This is a genomic window from Nocardia sp. bgisy118, from assembly GCF_057708605.1.
Genome location: NZ_JBYISM010000009.1, coordinates 94,799 through 112,027 on the forward strand (window position 1 = coordinate 94,799; position 17,229 = coordinate 112,027).

Consider the following 17,229-nt stretch of genomic DNA (forward strand, 5'->3'; position numbering starts at 1 on the left):
CCGTCATCGATTCCGCCCGAGGCATCGCGGAGAACCGACGACTCTCCCGCTGGCATCCGGTGTGGCGAGCGCTTCGGCGTAGACCGACAGGATCGCCGCGATGTGCCGCGATTGGCGCGGCTCGTCGGCGTGCTCCGCGAGCGTCCGGCGCACGGCTTGGAGACGGATTCGATTGCGCGCGAGGTCTTTCAGCACCGCGGCGAACGATTCCACCGACCGATCGGGGGCGCGAACGCCGCCCTCGGCGGGCACGGTTTCGGAGAGTTCGGGATCGCAGTACACAACAGGCAGGCCCATCGCCATCGCCTCGAGCAGCACCATGCCCTGGGTATCGCAGTCGGAGGTGAGCAGCAGCAGGTCGTGATCGCGCATGGCGCGCAGGCAGTCGGCCTGGCCGACCTCGCCGTGCAGACGCACACGTCCGCCGAGATCCGCCTCGGTGACCGCCGAGCGGGCCCGGTCGGCCAGCGGGCCGCCGCCGTAGACGTCCAGCGTGCAGTCCTCGACCAGGCGCGCCACCTCGATCGCCTCGAGCGGACGCTTCTCCGGCGACAGGCGACCGCACCACAGGGCCCGCAGCGGTGTTTCCGTGTTCGTCGCCTCGTCGTCCCCGCCGCGGACGCGGTCGAGCAGTTCGTCGTCGATTCCGTTGGACACCACGTGAATCGGCCGGTCCACGCCGTGCGCGGCGACGCGACGGGCGAAGTGCCGGGTCGGCACGATCACCCGATCGGCCGCCTGTGCCTGCGCGATCAGCGGACGCCAGGCGAGCCGGGCGATCCGGCCGTCACCGACGGACGGCGGTCGCCCGCGCAACGGCACGAACCAACCGTGCACCCAACGCATGGTCAACGCGGACAGATACGGCGCGGGCGAATACTGCGCGATGACCGTGTCGTCACGGCTCTGCATGGTCTGGACGACCGGAATGCCGTGCCTGCGCGCGGCGCGTGCGCCGGAGATACCGCAGCCGTAGGTCGTCAGCGCGTGCACGATGTCGATCGGACCGCGCTCGGCGAAAGCGGCATCGATCGTGCGCCGAGTGGCCCGGGTCGGCAGGACGACCGGCAGCCCGTTCGACATCGCGACCGGCAGCGCGGCGAGCACCACCGTATCGGCGTCCGATGTCACGGAACCCGGTGCGGGAGGGCAGAATACGGTCACCCGATGACCGAGCCGCCGCAGGCCGTCGCACAGCGACCGCATCGCGGTTTGGACGCCACCCAGGGTGGCCGGGTGGAAGTCGGTGAAGATCGCGACGTGCACGGAATCGCCCACGGCTCAGGCCGATGCCGAGACGACCAGGCGTTCCACCGCGTCCGCCGTGGCGCGGACCCCGTTCTCGGCGGAGACCGCACGCCCGAGTTCTGCCGCCCGCCTGCCCGCCTCGGGTGTCAACGCCCGGACCAGCGCGTCGTGCAGCCGGTCCTCGGTCAGCGACGGATACGGGAAATCGGCCCCGATGCCGAGCGCCGAAATGCGCCAGCCGTAGAAGAACTGGTCGCTGTGCACGCCGATCACCACCGCGGGCAGGCCCGCGCGCAGCACATCGTGGGTGTTGCCGCTGCCGCCGTGGTGCACGACCGCGCGGCACCGCGGCAGGACCCGGTCGTAGTCGAAGGAATCCAGCACGAACAATCGCCGGTCGTACCCGATGCCGCGCGGAAACCCCTCCCCGCGCACGGTCACCAGGGCGCGGGCCCCCAGCCTGCGGCAGACGGCGGCGATCAGCTCGCAGCATCCGGTGGGATCGAGGATCGGCATCCCGGTCATGCAGAAGTAGATCGGCGGCTCGCCCTCGTCGAGCCACGCGGACAACGCCGGATCGACCACCGCCTCGCCCCACGCCTCGCGCAGCCGGGCGGGCAGAATCGGCGCACCGACCACGGTCGACCGGTCCGGCCAGTCGCCGGGTTTCGGCAACAGCACCGGACTCACCATGTGCACCAGCGGAATACCGTCCTCGCGCATGCGCCGGAACGGATTCCGTGGCTTGCCCGGCAACTCCATCATCGCGCGCACCCGCCGATCCACCCGGCGATACGCCAGGCCGTAGGCCATCTCGAAGCCCGAGTAGCTGGCCAACCGCAGTCGCGGCGACGAAATCATGTGCTTGACCATGAACGACGACGGGAACTCCGTGGTGCGCTCGAGCGGATACGGCAGACAGCCCACCACGGTCTGTCCGTACTTCTCCCCGCGTTCCATCGCCCAGGGCAGGGTCGAGGCGCACGAGACGATCACATCCGCCGACTCGCACGCGCCGCTGAGCGCCTCGTGCATCCGTTCCCCCCGCTCGCCCGCCATGATCTTGACCGTGTCCAGCATGATCCGGACGAACGGCAGCGTCTTACCGGAGGACAGGGCGCGTTTGGCGGCGGGCGATTCCAGTAGTTCCGCGGAGTTGAACGGGATGACGTGCGGCTCGAAGCCCGACCGCCGCACCACGTCGGCGTAGTTCTCGGTGGCGGTCATCTCGACATCGTGCCCGCGCGAACGGAATTCGTCCGCCAGTGCCAGATACGGCTGATGATCGCCCCGGGTTCCCGCCGTCAACAATGCGATACGCATACTCTCGACTTTCGCTCGTGATCTGCTGTCGTTCGTCCGCAGTCGGAATTCGCCCGGCCGTCGCGGCGGACCGGTCGCGGTGCGGCCGATGTTAATGTCTGCTGGTGACCGACCACCTGCGCTCCGGGCTCCGCATCGGCATCCTCGGCGCGGCCCGCATCGCGCCCGCGTCCCTGATCGCGCCGGCGGCGCGCAGCTCGGAGGTCGTCGTCGCCGCGGTGGCCGCGCGGGATCGGTCGCGCGCGGAGCAATTCGCGCGCAAGCACGGTATTCCGCATATCTATGACAGCTATCGGGCGCTGATCGAGGCGCCCGATCTCGACGCGGTCTACATTCCGCTGCCGAACGGCTTGCACGGCCGCTGGACCCGGGCCGCCGTGGCGGCGGGAAAACATGTGCTGTGCGAGAAGCCGTTCACGGCCAACGCCGCCGAGGCGCGTGAGATCGCCGCGCTGGCAAGCGATTCCGATCGCGTCGTGATGGAGGCCTTCCACTACCGCTATCACCCGCTGATGTCGGCCGCCGAGGAGATCATCGCGTCCGGCGAACTCGGAACACTGCGGCGCGTGGAGGCCGCGCTGTGCTTTCCGCTGCCGAAGTTCTCCGACATCCGCTACGACTACGCCCTCGCGGGCGGCGCCCTGATGGACGCGGGCTGCTACGCCGTGCACATGGCCCGCGTGCTGGGCGGGGAGGACCCGGAAGTGGTCACGGCGCGGGCGAAGCTGCGCGAATCCCGGATCGACCGGGCGATGACCGCCGACCTGCGCTTCCCTTCCGGGCACAGCGGCCACATCCGATGCTCGATGTGGTCGGCCGACGTGCTGCGCGTCGGCGCCACCGTCGTCGGGGACCGCGGCCGGATGCGGCTGATCAATCCGGTGCTGCCGCATCTGGGACATCTGCTCGCGGTCCGCTCGGAGCGCGGCAGGCGGGTGCGGCGTTTCGCGCATCGGACCTCCTACGACTATCAACTCGACGCCTTCGCCGCCGCGGTGCTGCGCGGCGAGCCGGTGGCCACCGCGCCGGGCGACGCCGTCGCCACCATGTCCGTCATCGATGCCATCTACCGCAGCGCCGGTCTGCCACTACGCCAACCGAGCTGACATCTCGTCGAGGAAATCGACGATGTGCCCGAACACGTCCAGCGCCGCGCCACGCCCGATGAACGTGTCGAGGTGGCCGTAGGAGGGAATCTCGGTGTAGCGGACATCGGTTCCCGGATTGCGCGCCGAAAGTACCTCGTAACACAGCTTGTTGGAATCGAGCCACGCCTCGTTACGGCTGCCGGACAGCAGCAGCACGGGGCAGTCGATGCGATCGGCGTGGTCGAGCGCGTTCTCCGGCAGCGCCGCGTAGCGCTCGTCGTCGACGTTCCACCGCACCACCGCGTGCGCGAGTTCCATCTGCCGCAGGTGCGGCAACACCGAAAGCGGTATCGCGCCGAACAATTCGGCCAGCCGATCGTGCGTGCGCGAATCCAGATGGTCGTGCTCGAACAGCTTGGCGCCCATCCCCCAGCCGTGCTGCACCATGCGGCAGGTCGGGTCGGGGCAGTCGCCTTTGCGGGACAGCGCGGCGTAGAGCAAGGTGCGCCGGGACCAGAGCCCCACCTTGCGGAAGTCGGATTCGATGTGGCCGACCCGCGAGCCGAGCAGCTCACTGCCGAGCAGCACGCGCAGCCGCGCCGACGTGCTGACCTTGGGCGTGAGGAAAACGCCCTGCGCGACCACGCCCGCGAGTCCGGGCAGCAGTCCGGCCGTCATGCTCAGCGAGAGGGCCAGCGCACCGATGCAGTGCGCGACGACGAACAGCGGACGGTCGCCGATTCGGGCCCTGATCTGCGCGACCGCCGCGGGCAGGTCGTAGAGCGCGACATCGTCGAAGGTGTAGGGCGGGCCGGATTCGTTGTACGGCAGGCGGCAACTGCCGCGCCAGTCGAGCAGCCACGACTGGTAACCGGCGTCGGCCAGGACATCGGTGACGTTCCGGATCTCGGAGAGCGCGAACATCTCCGACGACACCCCGTGCCCGTGCACCAGCAGCACCGCGGGACCGTCCGCAGGACCGACACGGCGCAGGCCGAGGTCGACGCCGTCGGCCGTGCGGAAGGAAATCGTCTCCGCGGCAACGGTTCCCGTCGCGGTAGATCGCAGGTTCATCGGCGGTGCTCCTTACGCGCGGCCCGGCGCAGATCCAGCAGGTCGATTCCGACCCGGAGCATCGGTTCCATCAACCCTTTGCCGAGCTGGCCGCCGAACCAGCTGAGCCACAGCAGTTTCGCCAGGCGCCGCTGCCGTTCGGGCAGTCGTGGATCGATCCGGATGCCGTCGATCTGGTCGGGCAAGTAGGTGTGCATGGGCACGGCGACTTCGCCGCGGTACGACGCGGGTTCCCCGGCGCGGCCGATCTCGATCACCTGCGTGCCGAGCTGCCGGACGAAACGCCTGCGCGCCGCGGCGAACTTGTATCCCTCCAGCCACCACGCGCCGCCGGAAGAATCACGCAGGGTCAGGCGGTAGTGCATGAGCGGATGCCGCACCTCGTGACGCAGCGGAATCCCGTCGTGCGGCCGGACGGTCGCCGTGCCTTCGACGGTGAGCGGCTCGTCGTGCAACCGAGCGCAGGTGAGCTCGCCGGTGACGTCGAGCGTGCGCGCGGTGAACACCTGCGCGCCGCTCGCGACGGACAGTGTCAGCCGCAGATCGCACGGGAGGTCGGCGGTCTCGCCGACCGGACCGACTGTCCCGGCGAGTGTTTCGTCGAATCGCAGATAGGGCTCGTCACCCGGCTGCGGGCCGACGCCCGCCAAGGCCGCGAGCATCCGGCTGCGGGCCGCCGGGCCGGACGCCGCGGGCGCGGGCAGGCCGTTGGCGGAGACGAACGCCTCGGTCCGGGTGGCCGAGGCGGGCGGCGCGGTCACCATCGCCGCCAGCTGACGCCGGGCGACGGGGCTTTGCAAAACCTGCGCCAGCGACTCCAGTTCCGGTACCGGTTCTTCGCGGATCGCGCGGACCACGTCGTCGCACCACTGCTCCCAGTGCTGCACGCGAAGACCCATGCCGCCCAGCGTGGTTTCGGCGACCACCTGATCGAGCGAGGTGGGCGCACCCGTGAGGTGATAGGTGTGACCCCAGGCGCTCGGCGTGCCGACGATCTCCGCGGTCACCCGGCTGACCCAGTCCACCGGCGCGGCGTTGAGGTACCGGAAGCCCGGCGCGGTGCGAAATCGCATCAGCGCCGCGGTGATTCCGGCGTTGAGGTCCCGCGGATTGTGTGCGCCGGTCTCCGGGTGGCTGCCGATGCCGCCGGGACGAAGGATGGTCACCACGAGTCCGTGTTCGCCCGCGCGGCGCAACGCGGCCTCGGCGGCCCATTTGGATCGGTCGTATCCGATGGGCAGCGCGGCGACGTGCGCGGTCGGGTCGTCCTCACCCAGGGTGGCCGCGTCCGTTCCGTTGAACACCGCCAGCGACGAGATGTGGTGCAGCGGTTTGGGCCGGTCGGTGCAGGCCAGTTCCGCGAGGGTCAGCGGGCCGAGCACGTTGGTCCTGCGCAGCGACGGGTAGCCGCGCAGGAAGTCCACCGCGGCACCGGCATTGACGATGGAATCCACGTCCGCGGCGAGGGTTTTCCATTGCTCGTCGGACAGACCGAGCCGGGGCTTGCGCAGGTCGCCCGCCAGCGGGGTCACGCGCCGCAGTATCTCCCGCGACCACGGCAGCGCGAAGCGCCGGACGGCGTCTTCCAGCCGTCGGGTGGCGTCGTGGTCGTCGTCGGCGCGGACCAGGCACACCACGTGGGCTCGGCTGTGGCGCAAGAGATCGAGCAGCAGATGACTGCCCAGAAATCCAGTGGCCCCGGTCAGCAGGATGCGGCGCGGTGCGACCCGTTCCGGCGCCGCGACGAGCGGCAACCGATCGGCGCCCACGAGGTCGGCGAACAGCTGTGCGAGGTCGGCGGTGTCGGCCTCGGGTTCCGCGTTCGGCTGCGGCGGTGCGGATTCCGGGTGGTCCGCCAGCCAGCGCTGCGCCAGCCTGCGGGGCCGTGCGTCGAAGAACACCGTGTCGAGATCCAGGTGGACATCCAGCTCGCGCGCCAGCGCCGCGACGAATTCCACCGCCGCGAGGGAGGTGCCGCCCGCGTCGAAGAAGTCGGCGTCGGCGTCGAGTGGCGTCGCGGTGAACCGATTCGCCACGGCGGTCACGGCCGTGACCAAAGCGTCGGCGTCCCTCGGTGGTGCGGCGGGTCCGGACTCGTCCGGCTGTGCCGCGCCGTTTCCTCCGGTTGCCTCGGCATCCATGGATCGCGCACCGTGCTGGGGTTCGCCTCTCGGCGCAGCGCCGTTGCCGCCCGTGCGCGCCAGCAGGGCGGCGACATCCAGTCCGGTGGTGGCTCGTTCGAGGGCTTCGCCGCGCACGCGACGGTCGACGGCCGGGTTGCGGGCCGCCGTCCGTTCGTCAGCACCGGTCACCGAGTCATCTCCTCTTCTCCATGGGCTGCCGTGGTTTCCCAGGACCTGAACTCCCGCAGACGATCCGGTGTCGCGGTGACTTCCAGCCGCGCATCCTCCGAGGCTCTGCCGCCCAGCCGCGTGGCCAGTCGGCGGGCGGGTTCGTTGCGGCCCGAGCCCTCGACCGACATCCGCACCGTCGAGCAGCCGAGGGCGTCGGCCCGATCGGCGACCCAATTCAGTAGCCGCTCCTCGACGCCGCGGCCGAGGGCGCGGCAGCTGAGCTGCCAGCCGCGAATCCAGAGGACGTCCGCGTCCGCCCGCAGCGCGAGCACCGAGATCAGGCCGTAGTCGCCGAAGCGATCGCGCGCCGTCGCCGTCCACACCTCGCCCTCGTCGCGCCACCCGTCGAGATCCTCGTGAGTGACCGTGGCGAGGGTGAACTGATTGGTCCGCCGCACGAGCTGTTCGGCGCGCACCGCGGTGGCCTCGGTCAGCGGCTCGATGGCGACCTCGAGGTTCAGCCCCGCGAGGAATGCGGCGAATTCCGCGGTGGCGCGGGCCTTGTCGCGCTCCCGATCCTGGCGGTAGAAATCGGCCCGCGCGCGGTCCTCGGCCGTCGATGCGATCGGAACCACCGGCCACAGCCGCGTGAGGAACGACTCCAGTTCCGCGCCGGGAGGACATGTCACCGACAGCACCTCGGGCAGCCGCGCGCGCATACGCGCCACTTCGACCGGGTTGTCGTCGAGATAGCAGAAGCTGTCGAGACCGAGCCCCAGGGTGTTCGCGACCTCCTCCAGCCGCTCCGGCTTGCCGTCCCACCCCGCGGAGACGGCCGCGAAATGCTCACGGCGCAGCGGGCTGTCAGGCCGGTCCAGGATCGCGTCGACGATATCGGCGTCGTTGTTGGTCAGCAGCACCAGCAGCGTTCCCGCGTCGCGCCAGTGCAGCAGCCGCCGCGCCAGCACACGGCGTGGCTCGTCGAAAGCCACAGCGGCGGAACCGATCTCGCCAGCCGTTCCGCTCCACAGGGTGTCGTCGCCGTCCACGGCGATCACCTTCGGCGCGGGCTCCGTCGCGTCGGCCGCGGTCGCGACGACGGTGAGTGCCACTGCCGCCTGGAATTCGGGCGTGAAGGGCAGATGCGCCAGGACCTCGGTTCGATCGTCGAAGGGCTGGTCGACCGGATGACGGCGCGTCCACTCCTGCGCATCCAGTACCGCCACGCCGGGCTTGTCGTGCAGGCGTTCGGCGACCAGCCGCTCCCATTCGAGCCACCGTTCCTCCGCGCGGGCCGAGGGCAGGATGCCCACGATCACCGGCCGGTGCGTGCGTTCGGCCACCTCGAGCACGGCAGCGGGGAACGCGGCGGCCAGCTCGGCGAGCTGGTCGTCGGCGAGCGCGCCGAAGCGTTCCAGATCCGCCGCGCGCAGCAGCACGATGCCCAATTCCGTCGACGGCTGCGCGAACACACCCGAAGGGTCGCGCAGGCAGGACAGCACATGATGGTAGGGCGCCTCCGCGACGGTGATCGGCGTGGCATCGGACGACGCCGCCGCCATCAGCTCGGGCAGCCTGCCGAGCGCGAACGTCGCGCCCACCGCCGCGCGGAGTCCGGGAACCGGCTGCTGCCCAGCGGTTTCCGGTCGGGCCGAAGCCCCGGGGTCGGCGACGACGGCGGCGACCGTCGCGAGGTATTCGGCGCCGAACTCGGCGCAGGCGCCCGCATCGATGATGTCGCTGTTGTAGGTGAACCACACCTGTCCGGTATCGGGCAGCACCGCGACCATGAGGTCCAGATCGGAGTAGCCCGTGCTCACCGGAACGACCGCTGCCGGCGCGACGGCGGAGTTGGCGCGCAGGTAGTTGAAGTACACCTCGATCATCGGCGCGTTGTCGCGGTAGAGGCCCTCGGCGGCCAGCGCGGCGAGCACCTCGGCGAAGCCCGCGCCGGGCGCGAGCAGATTCCGCAGTCGCTCGCCGGTGCGCCGCAGCACGTCGGCGACGAGATCACCGGCCGACGCGGCCGCCGGGAACGGCACAGGCACACCGAAATACCCGACTGCGGTAGTCGCGTCGGCGTGCATGCGGGTGTCCACCGGAACCGCGAGCGCGAACCGATCGACCCGCTGACGACGGGCCAGCAGGATGGTCAGCGCGCCGAGGAACACCGCGGCCGGGGTGATGCCGAGGTCGCGGGCGCGGTCCGCGACCCGGTCGTGCAATTCTGCGGGCAGGTCGAGCGCCACCGACCCCGCGCCGTAGCTGCGGGCGGCCGGACGCGGATGCGCAATGGTCAGGTCGAGCCTGCGCGAGCCCGAGAACGCCTCGCGCCACCGCGTTTTCGCACTCTCGGCGTCGGCGTCGTCGCGCCCGCTCGACTGCGCGGCGAGCAGCTGATGCATGTCACGGTTGGTGACGACGTCGTCGAGCTCCGCGCCGGACAGTTCCGCGGCGAGTTCACCGGCGACCAGCAGCATCGACTGCACATCGCTCATGCTGTGGTGCGCGCCGAAAAGCAGTGCCTGACCGCCGGATTCGGCGTTCAGCAGTTCGAAGCGCCACAGCGGGCCCGTCGCCAGATCGAACGGCCGCGCCATCAGCTCCGCGAAACGCTGCTGCACCACGGTGTCGTCGAGCCGTTTCAGGTCGCGCCAACCGGCCGATGTGCCCGGCTCCCGACGGATCTCCAGCTGCCGCCCGTGCTCGTCACTCGACCGGATGGTGGTGCGCAACGCCGCATGCCTGCGGGCCAGCCGCGCCAGCGCCTCGTCCAGCCGCGGCCTGGTGACCCGCGCGGTCAGCCGCACGGCGACGCCGCCCGTCTGCGCGGCGCTCGGGATGCCGAGTTGCTCGGTGCGCAGCAGGCGCATCATGTCCCGGGTGACCGGCAGCACCTCCACCTCGGGAGCCTCGGCGGCGACCGCGGCGGAGCCCCCTGCGTCGGCCTGCCGCACCACCTCGCCGACGAGATGATCGGCGAGGTCGGCGAGACTCTGCTCGGCGAGGATCGTGCCGAGCGGCACCGAGATTCCGGTGTGCTCGCGCACCTTGTTGCGCAGTTCCACCGCCATCAGGGAGTCGAGACCGAGGCTCTGGAAGGTCTGCTCGGCCGCGACCGTTTCGCTGCCCGCGTGGCCGAGCACCTCCCCGGTCCACTCGACGAGGGCGGCGAGGGCCAGCGCGCTGGCCTCGGCGCGCGGCACGGCCCGCACTCGTTCGGCGAAGCGCGAACCCGCCGCCGCGTCGACGGTCGCGCGGTCGGCCACCGCCCGCCGGGGCGCGCGGCGCACGAGCCCGCGCAGTAGCGGCGGGACCGCGGGCGCACGGCGCAGCACGCCGGTGTCGAGCAGCAAGGGCACCAGCAGCGGGTCACCGACTCGCAGGGCGGCGTCGAAACAGGCCATGCCCTCGGGCACCGAGAACGCGCGGACGCCCGCGCGCGCGATCCGCCGGATGTCGGCCTGCGCCATCTGGTCGTGCATGTCGACCTCCCACGCGCCCCAGGCCAGCGACTGGGCTGGGAGTCCGCGGGCGCGGCGACGCAGCGCCAGCGCGTCGAGATAGGCGTTGGCCGCCGCGTAATTGGCTTGGCCTGGCGTGCCGAACAGGCCGCCCGCGGCGGAGAACAGCACGAACATGGACAGCTCCCGGTCGGCGGTCAGCTCGTGCAGATGGTGTGCCGCATCGACTTTCGGCCGTAGCACGGCGTCGAGCTGCTCGGCGGTCAACGCGCCGAACGTGCTGTCGTCCAGGACGCACGCCGCGTGCACCACACCGGCCAGCGGCAGCCCGTCGAGCAACCGCGCCAGCGCCGACCGGTCGGCGATGTCGCAGCGCGCGAATCGCACACGCACACCGCGGCTTTCCAGCTCGTCCCGCAGCGCGACGCCACCGGGGCCGTCGATACCGCGGCGGCTGACCAGCACCAGATCTCTGGCATCGTAGGCGTCGGCCAGGTGCCGGGCCAGCGCGGAACCGAGCCTGCCGGGCGCGCCGGTGATGAGCACGGCCCCGTCCCCGAGCGACACCCGGCCTTCCGGCGCGCGCCATGCCGCCTCGGGCAGCCGAGTCAGCCGCGGCGCGAATGCCACTCCGTTTCGCACGGCGAGCTGCGGTTCTTCCGCGGCGAGGAGCGCGACGACGTCCACGTCACCGTCGGCCGCATCGATCAGCGTGATCCGGCCGGGATTCTCCGACTGCGCGGAGCGCACCAGTCCCCACACAACCGCGCCCGCCGGGTCCGGGCTGTCCTCGCCGAGCAGCGTCACCGCTCGGTGGGTGCGCACGACCAGCCTCGACCGCTCGAATCGATGGTCGGCCAACAGCGTTTGGAGCGCGGCCAGGGTCTGCTGGGCGGCGTCGTGCACCTGGCTCGGTGCATCGCCTTCGGACGCCCGCAGCACGATCACATCGCGGACCTCGCGGGCGGCGGGATTCCACTCGCCCACCGTGAGCGTCCGGTCCGGGACGGGCAGCGGGAGCTCTGACCACTCCATCCGGAACAGCCGACGGTACGCGGGCGCGAGCGCGGCGGCGTCCCACTGCGCGGCGGCCACCGGCCGCGACAGCACCGAACCCACCGACACCACGGGCTGTCCGGTGCGGTCGGTCGCGAACACGCTGACGGCGTCGGATCCCGACCGGGTGAGCCGGACGCGCAGCGCGGTGGCGGCGGAGGCCCACAGCGTGACATCGGTCCACACGAAAGGCAGCAGGGCATTCGCGCCGTCGGCGGCGAACAGTGCGGTGGCGTGCAACGCGGCGTCCAGCAGCGCCGGATGGATGCCGAATCTCGCGGCATCGCCGTGGGCGGCTTCGGCGAGTTCGACCTCGACGAAGATGTCGTCATCGCGTCGCCACGCCGCTCGCATCGCCCGGAACAGCGGACCGTAGTGATGCCCGCGCGCGAACAGCGTCGCGTACAGGTCGTCGACGTCGACGCGAACCGCGTCCGCGGGCGGCCACGCCGAGAAATCGACTTGTGCGGGAACAGGTTCGGATTCCGCGGCCAGCGCCCCGTCGGCGTGGAGCGTCCACTGGGCGTCCGGGTCGTGCTCGGCGCGGGCGTAGACGCGCACGGTACGGCGGTCTCGGTCGTCCGCGCCGCCGACGACTGTCTGGATCTGCAAAGCTCCGCGCTCGGGCACGAGCATCGGCGCGCGCAACACCAGCTCACGCAGCACCGGGCTGCCCACCTCGTCACCGGCGCGAACGGCCAGTTCGACCAGCGCCGCGCCGGGAACGAGCACCGCGTTCGGTCCGGCGTGATCGACCACCCACGGCTGCTGCGTGCGCGAAAGCCGTCCGGTCAGCGTGAGGCCGTCCGAATCCGGCTGCGGCACACCGGCGCCCAGAATGGGATGGGCGACATCCTGGAGCCCGAGCGACCCGGAGTCGCGGTGGACGGGGTCGGTCCAGAAGCGCCGTTCGTCGAAGGCATAGGTGGGCAGGTGGACCCGCCCGTGGTCGGGAACCAGCCGGGTCCAGTCGAGTTCGTGGCCCGCGACGTACAGTTCGGCCTGCGCCCTGGCCAGGCAGGTGGGTCCGTCCTGGTCACGCACCAGCGAACCGACGGCCACCACCTCGCGCCCGAGCTCCTCCGACACGGCCTGCACGGCCGCGGTCAGCGAGGGGTGCACGCCGAGTTCGACGAAGTAGCGGAACCCGTCGGCGATCATGCGCTCGATCGTGGCCGCGAACCGCACGGTCTCCCGCGCGTTCCGGTACCAGTAGCCGGGTTCGATCGGTTCGGCCGTCATCGGCTCGCCCGAGACCGTCGAATACCACTGCGTGGCGGGCGAATCCGCGGTAAGGTCGGCCAGCGCGGCGGTCAGTGGATCGCGGATGGACTCGATCAGCCCGCAGTGCCCCGCGAATCCGGGACCGGCCGCGCCGAGCCGGGTGTAGATTCCCGCGCGGTCCAGCTCGGCGAGCAGTTCCTCCACCGCCGCCTGCTCGCCCGCCACGATCGTCGAACGCGGCACGTTCACCGCCGCGATCGACACCCGGCCGTCGACATCCGCCAGCCGCCCGCGCACCTCGGCCTCGGGCAGGCCGATCATCGCCATCGCGCCCGGTTCGGTAATGCCCTGCATCAGGCGGCTGCGCGTGACGACGATCCGTGCGGCATCGCTCAATTCGATGACACCGGCGCAGTAGGCGGCGGCGATCTCGCCCTGGCTGTGGCCGACGACCGCGTCCGGGGTGACGCCCGCGGCCCGCCAGGTGGCCGCGAGCGCGGCCATGGTCGCGAACAGCAGCGGCTGCACGACGGGGAAGTCGGCGAGGTCGGCGGCAGTCATGGTGTTCAGCCGGTCCACCAGCGACCAGCCGATATGTGTGCCGAAAGCCTTGTCGCACTGTTCGAATTCGGCGCGGAACTCCGCGGAGCCCGCGAGCATGTCGCGCGCCATGCCGATCCACTGTGTGCCCTGTCCGGGGAAGACGAACGCGGTCTTGGCGTTGGTGAGCACCGGGCCGGAGCCGACGACGGCGTTCGCCGACGACCGGCCGTCCACCAGATCGCCCAGCGCGCCGACCATCTCGTCCCGGTCGCCCGCCACCACGACGGCACGACGCTCGAACTGGGTGCGCTGCAATGCCAGTGCGCGAGCGACCGGTCCCGGCCGCAAGCTCGGCTCGGCCAGCACCAGATCGAGCAGCCGTTCGGCCTGACCGTGCAGCGATGCCTGACTGCGGGCCGAAATCGGCAGCAGCGCCACCCTTCGGTCCTCGCTCGCCGGCTCCGGCGCGGCCGTGGGCTCGGGTGGCGCCTCCTCGAGGATCAGGTGCGCGTTGGTGCCGCTGAGCCCGAAGGCGCTCACCCCGGCACGGCGCGGCCGGTCGCCGCGCCGCCACGGCATCGGCTCGGCCTGCACCGCCAGACCGCTGCTCGCCCAATCGACCTGCGGCGACGGCACTCCCACATTCAGTGTGGCCGGGATGCGTTCGTGGTGCAGCGCCAGCACGAGTTTGACGATGCTGCCCACGCCCGCGGCGGCCTGGGTGTGCCCCACATTGGATTTCAGCGATCCGATGCCGAGCGGCCGCTGCGGATCGCGGCCGGGTCCGAACACTCGCGCCAAGGCGCGCGCCTCGATCGGGTCGCCGAGCGCCGTCCCCGTGCCGTGCGCTTCGACATAGTCGATATCGTGCGGCGCCAGACCCGAGACTCGCAGCGCCGAGCGCAGCACCTGTTCCTGGGCCGCGCCGTTCGGCGCGCTCAGACCCTGGCTGCGGCCGTCCTGGTTGACGGCGGAACCGCGAATGACCGCGAGCACCCGGTCTCCGTCGCGGCGGGCGTCCCCGAGACGCTTCAACAGCAGCAGACCAGCGCCCTCGGCCCACACCGTGCCGTCGGCGTCGGTGGAGAACGGCGCACACCGGCCCGTCGGCGACAGCACACCGAGCCTGCTCAGTTCGATGTGGGCGGTCGGCGACATCAGCAGCGTGGCGCCGCCCGCCAAGGCGAGGTCGCACTCCCCCGCGCGCAGTGCCTGCATCGCCAGGTGCACCGCGACGATCGACGAGGAGCAGGCCGTGTCCAGGGTGACCGCCGGGCCGTGCAGCCCTAGCGTGTAGGCGATCCGGCCGGACGCGACGCTCGGCGAGAGTCCGGTTCCGACTTGGCCGTTCAGCTGTTCCGGCGCGACGTCGGCCAGATAGCCGGTGCTGTACACACCGAGATAGACGCCGGTCGCGCTGCCGTGCAGGGTGCGCGGATCGCGACCCGACCGCTCGATCGCCTCCCAGCCGAGCTGCAACATGACGCGCTGCTGCGGATCCATCACCGCGGCCTCGCGCGGGCCGATGCCGAAGAAGGCGGCGTCGAAACGGTCGATGCCGTCGACGTATCCGCCGCGGAAGGTGTACGCCTTGCCGGGCGCGGAGGTGTCCGGGTCGTACAGTCCGTCGATGTCCCAGCGGCCCGCGGGCACCTCGGTGAGCGCGTCACCGTTGCCGTCCAACAGCCGCCACAGCGCCTCGGGCGAATCCGCGGCGCCCGGGAAACGGCAGGACATCGAGAGGATCGCGATCGCGTCGTCGTCTGCGTCGTCGCCGGGAGCGGCCTCGGCCTCGGCGGCACTCGCCGCAGCCGGATCGTGCGACGGGTCGGGGGCCAGTGCCGTGGCCACCCCGTCGATCGTGGGATGGTCGAACAGCAGGTTGGTGTCGAGGAAGCGCCCGACGAAATCCGACAGGTCGACCACCATCTCGACCAGATCGGCCGAGCCCAAACCGAATTCGACCATCGGACGATGCGCGTCGATGCGTTCCGGATCCAGCGCGGCCTGCCGGGCGATCGCCGTCACCAGCCAGGATCGGATCGCCTCCGCGGAGGGCTGCGCCGCGGACCCCGCCGCGGGCTCGGCGGTCTCCGGCCGCACGGTCTCGGGCTCCGCGTCGTAGTCGTCCAGCTCGTCCTCCGGCGATCGCACCGGGCCCGCGAGCAGCGCGAGCAATTCGCCGGACAGATAGGCCGCCCGGCACGCCGAACGCTGAATCTTCCCGCTGCTGGTCTTGAAGATGGTTCCCGGCCGGATCAGCAGCACCGCCGCGAGGCCGATCCCGTGGTCGGCCGCCACCGCGGCGCGGACGGAGCCCTCGATCGCGGCCTGCTCGCCGGGATCCTCGCCGCGCACCTCGGCCACCACCACAGGCTGTTCCCCGTCCACCCCGACGTCCACGGAGAAGGCGGCGACGCATCCGGCACGGACGGCGTCGTGCGCCGCTTCGACGGTCTCCTCGATGTCCTGCGGATAGTGGTTGCGGCCGTCGACGATCAGCAGATCCTTGCGTCGGCCGGTGACGAAAAGCTCTCCGCCGGAGAGGAATCCCAGATCACCGGTGCGCAGGAAGCGACGGTCGTCTCCGGGCAGCCGCGCCCCGAACACCTCGGCGGTGGCCTGGTCGTCGCGGAAATATCCGGCGGCCACGCTGTCGCCTGCGACCCAGATCTCGCCTTCCGCCCCGGCGGCGCGTTCGGCGCCGCTCTCGGGGTCGACGACCGCGATCGAGATCCCCTCGGACGCGTGCCCGACGCCGACCAACTCGGTTGCGCGCGTGGGGTGTCCGTCGGTGGCACGGCTCGCGGCGTCGAGGAACGACGGCGGCGCGGCGATGGCGGGCGCGGTCACGATCAGGGTGGCCTCGGCCAACCCGTAGACCGGCTGGTGCGTTTCGGCGCGGAACCCGGCCCTGCCGAAGGTGTCGGTGAACCGCCGCACCGTCGCGGCCCGCACCGGCTCGGAACCGTTGAACGCCACCCGCCACCGGCTCAGGTCGAGCCGATCGATCTGCTCCGGCGCGACGCGGCGCACACACAGCTCGTAGGCGAAGTTGGGGCCGCCGCTGGTGTGGGCGCGGTAGGTGGAGATCGCCTGTAGCCACCGTTCCGGACGTTGCAGGAAGTGCAGCGGCGACATCAGCACCGAATTCCCGCCGAGATAGACCGTGTGCAGCAGCGGCGCGATGAGCCCCATGTCGTGGTACATCGGCAGCCAGCTGGCGAACAGCGCCCCGTCCCACGACTCGGCCAACGCCCGGTCGTGTCCGAGTCCCGTGGCGATCGCCGCCTGGTTGTGCAGCAGATTTCCGTGGGTGAGCAGTACGCCGCGCGGCGCGCTGGTCGAGCCGGAGGTGTACTGGATGAACGCGACCGAATCCGGGCCGAGATCCGGCTCCCGCCACCGCGTTGCGAGATCGCCCTCGATCTCGTCGGTTCCCAGCCATCGCACGCCCGCCAGTTCGGGAATCTCCGCGCAGAGCGCGGCCGCGTCGGCGACGACCCGCCGCGGCGCCAGCACCACATCGACCTCGGCGTGCGCCACCATCCGCCGCAGCCTGCGCAGCGACCGGTTCTCCCATTCGGGCAGCGGCGCGGGGACGGCGACAACGCCTGCCGCCAGGCACCCGAAGAACGCCTCGGCGAACTCCGGTCCCGCCGGGTACAGCAACAACGCGCGCCGCGGCGTCGAGTCCTGGAGCGCGGCGCCGATAGCCCGCGCGCGGATACCCAGCTCGGCGTACGACATTGCGCGGACGACACCGTCGACATCACCGCTGTCCAAAAATCGATACACCACATCGCCCGGCCGGTTCTCGGCCTGAGCGACGAGTGTCTCGACGAAAGTGTTTAGCACGAACTAACTTCCTCTAACGGTGATGTGACCCGAGATCCAACCGATCCCGCTACCCCT

Annotated in this window: 6 protein-coding genes; 1 reads left to right on the top strand and 5 read right to left on the bottom strand. The window is 71.2% G+C overall.

What is annotated here, in order from left to right:
• Positions 1 to 3: 3 nt before the first annotated feature.
• The gene (locus AC3EO7_RS13820) at positions 4 to 1,278 is read right to left on the bottom strand and encodes a glycosyltransferase (RefSeq protein ID WP_435591373.1); all 1,275 of its coding nucleotides are present in this window, start codon (positions 1,276 to 1,278) and stop codon (positions 4 to 6) included.
• A 3-nt stretch (positions 1,279 to 1,281) separates the two neighbouring features.
• Positions 1,282 to 2,571: a glycosyltransferase gene (locus AC3EO7_RS13825; protein WP_431969889.1), complete on the bottom strand. Its 1,290-nt coding sequence runs from the start codon at positions 2,569 to 2,571 to the stop codon at positions 1,282 to 1,284.
• 104 nt (positions 2,572 to 2,675) lie between these two features.
• Here AC3EO7_RS13825 and AC3EO7_RS13830 point away from each other — a divergent pair, with 104 nt between their 5' ends.
• On the top strand, positions 2,676 to 3,677 hold the full coding sequence (locus AC3EO7_RS13830) for a Gfo/Idh/MocA family protein (RefSeq protein WP_435591374.1): 1,002 nt from the start codon (positions 2,676 to 2,678) through the stop codon (positions 3,675 to 3,677).
• On the opposite strand, the gene AC3EO7_RS13835 is transcribed toward AC3EO7_RS13830, so the two are convergent.
• The 3 genes from AC3EO7_RS13835 to AC3EO7_RS13845 are packed head-to-tail and all read right to left on the bottom strand — an operon-like array spanning position 3,660 to position 17,172.
• Positions 3,660 to 4,733, bottom strand: coding sequence for an alpha/beta hydrolase (locus AC3EO7_RS13835; protein ID WP_435591375.1), 1,074 nt, complete (start codon positions 4,731 to 4,733; stop codon positions 3,660 to 3,662). The genes AC3EO7_RS13830 and AC3EO7_RS13835 overlap by 18 nt on opposite strands.
• Complete coding sequence (locus AC3EO7_RS13840) at positions 4,730 to 7,045, bottom strand: thioester reductase domain-containing protein (RefSeq protein WP_435591376.1); 2,316 nt, start codon at positions 7,043 to 7,045, stop codon at positions 4,730 to 4,732. Before AC3EO7_RS13840 ends, AC3EO7_RS13835 begins: the two co-directional genes overlap by 4 nt.
• Positions 7,042 to 17,172, bottom strand: a complete 10,131-nt coding sequence (locus tag AC3EO7_RS13845; protein WP_435591377.1) for an HAD-IIIC family phosphatase — start codon at positions 17,170 to 17,172, stop codon at positions 7,042 to 7,044. Before AC3EO7_RS13845 ends, AC3EO7_RS13840 begins: the two co-directional genes overlap by 4 nt.
• Positions 17,173 to 17,229: the final 57 nt, after the last annotated feature.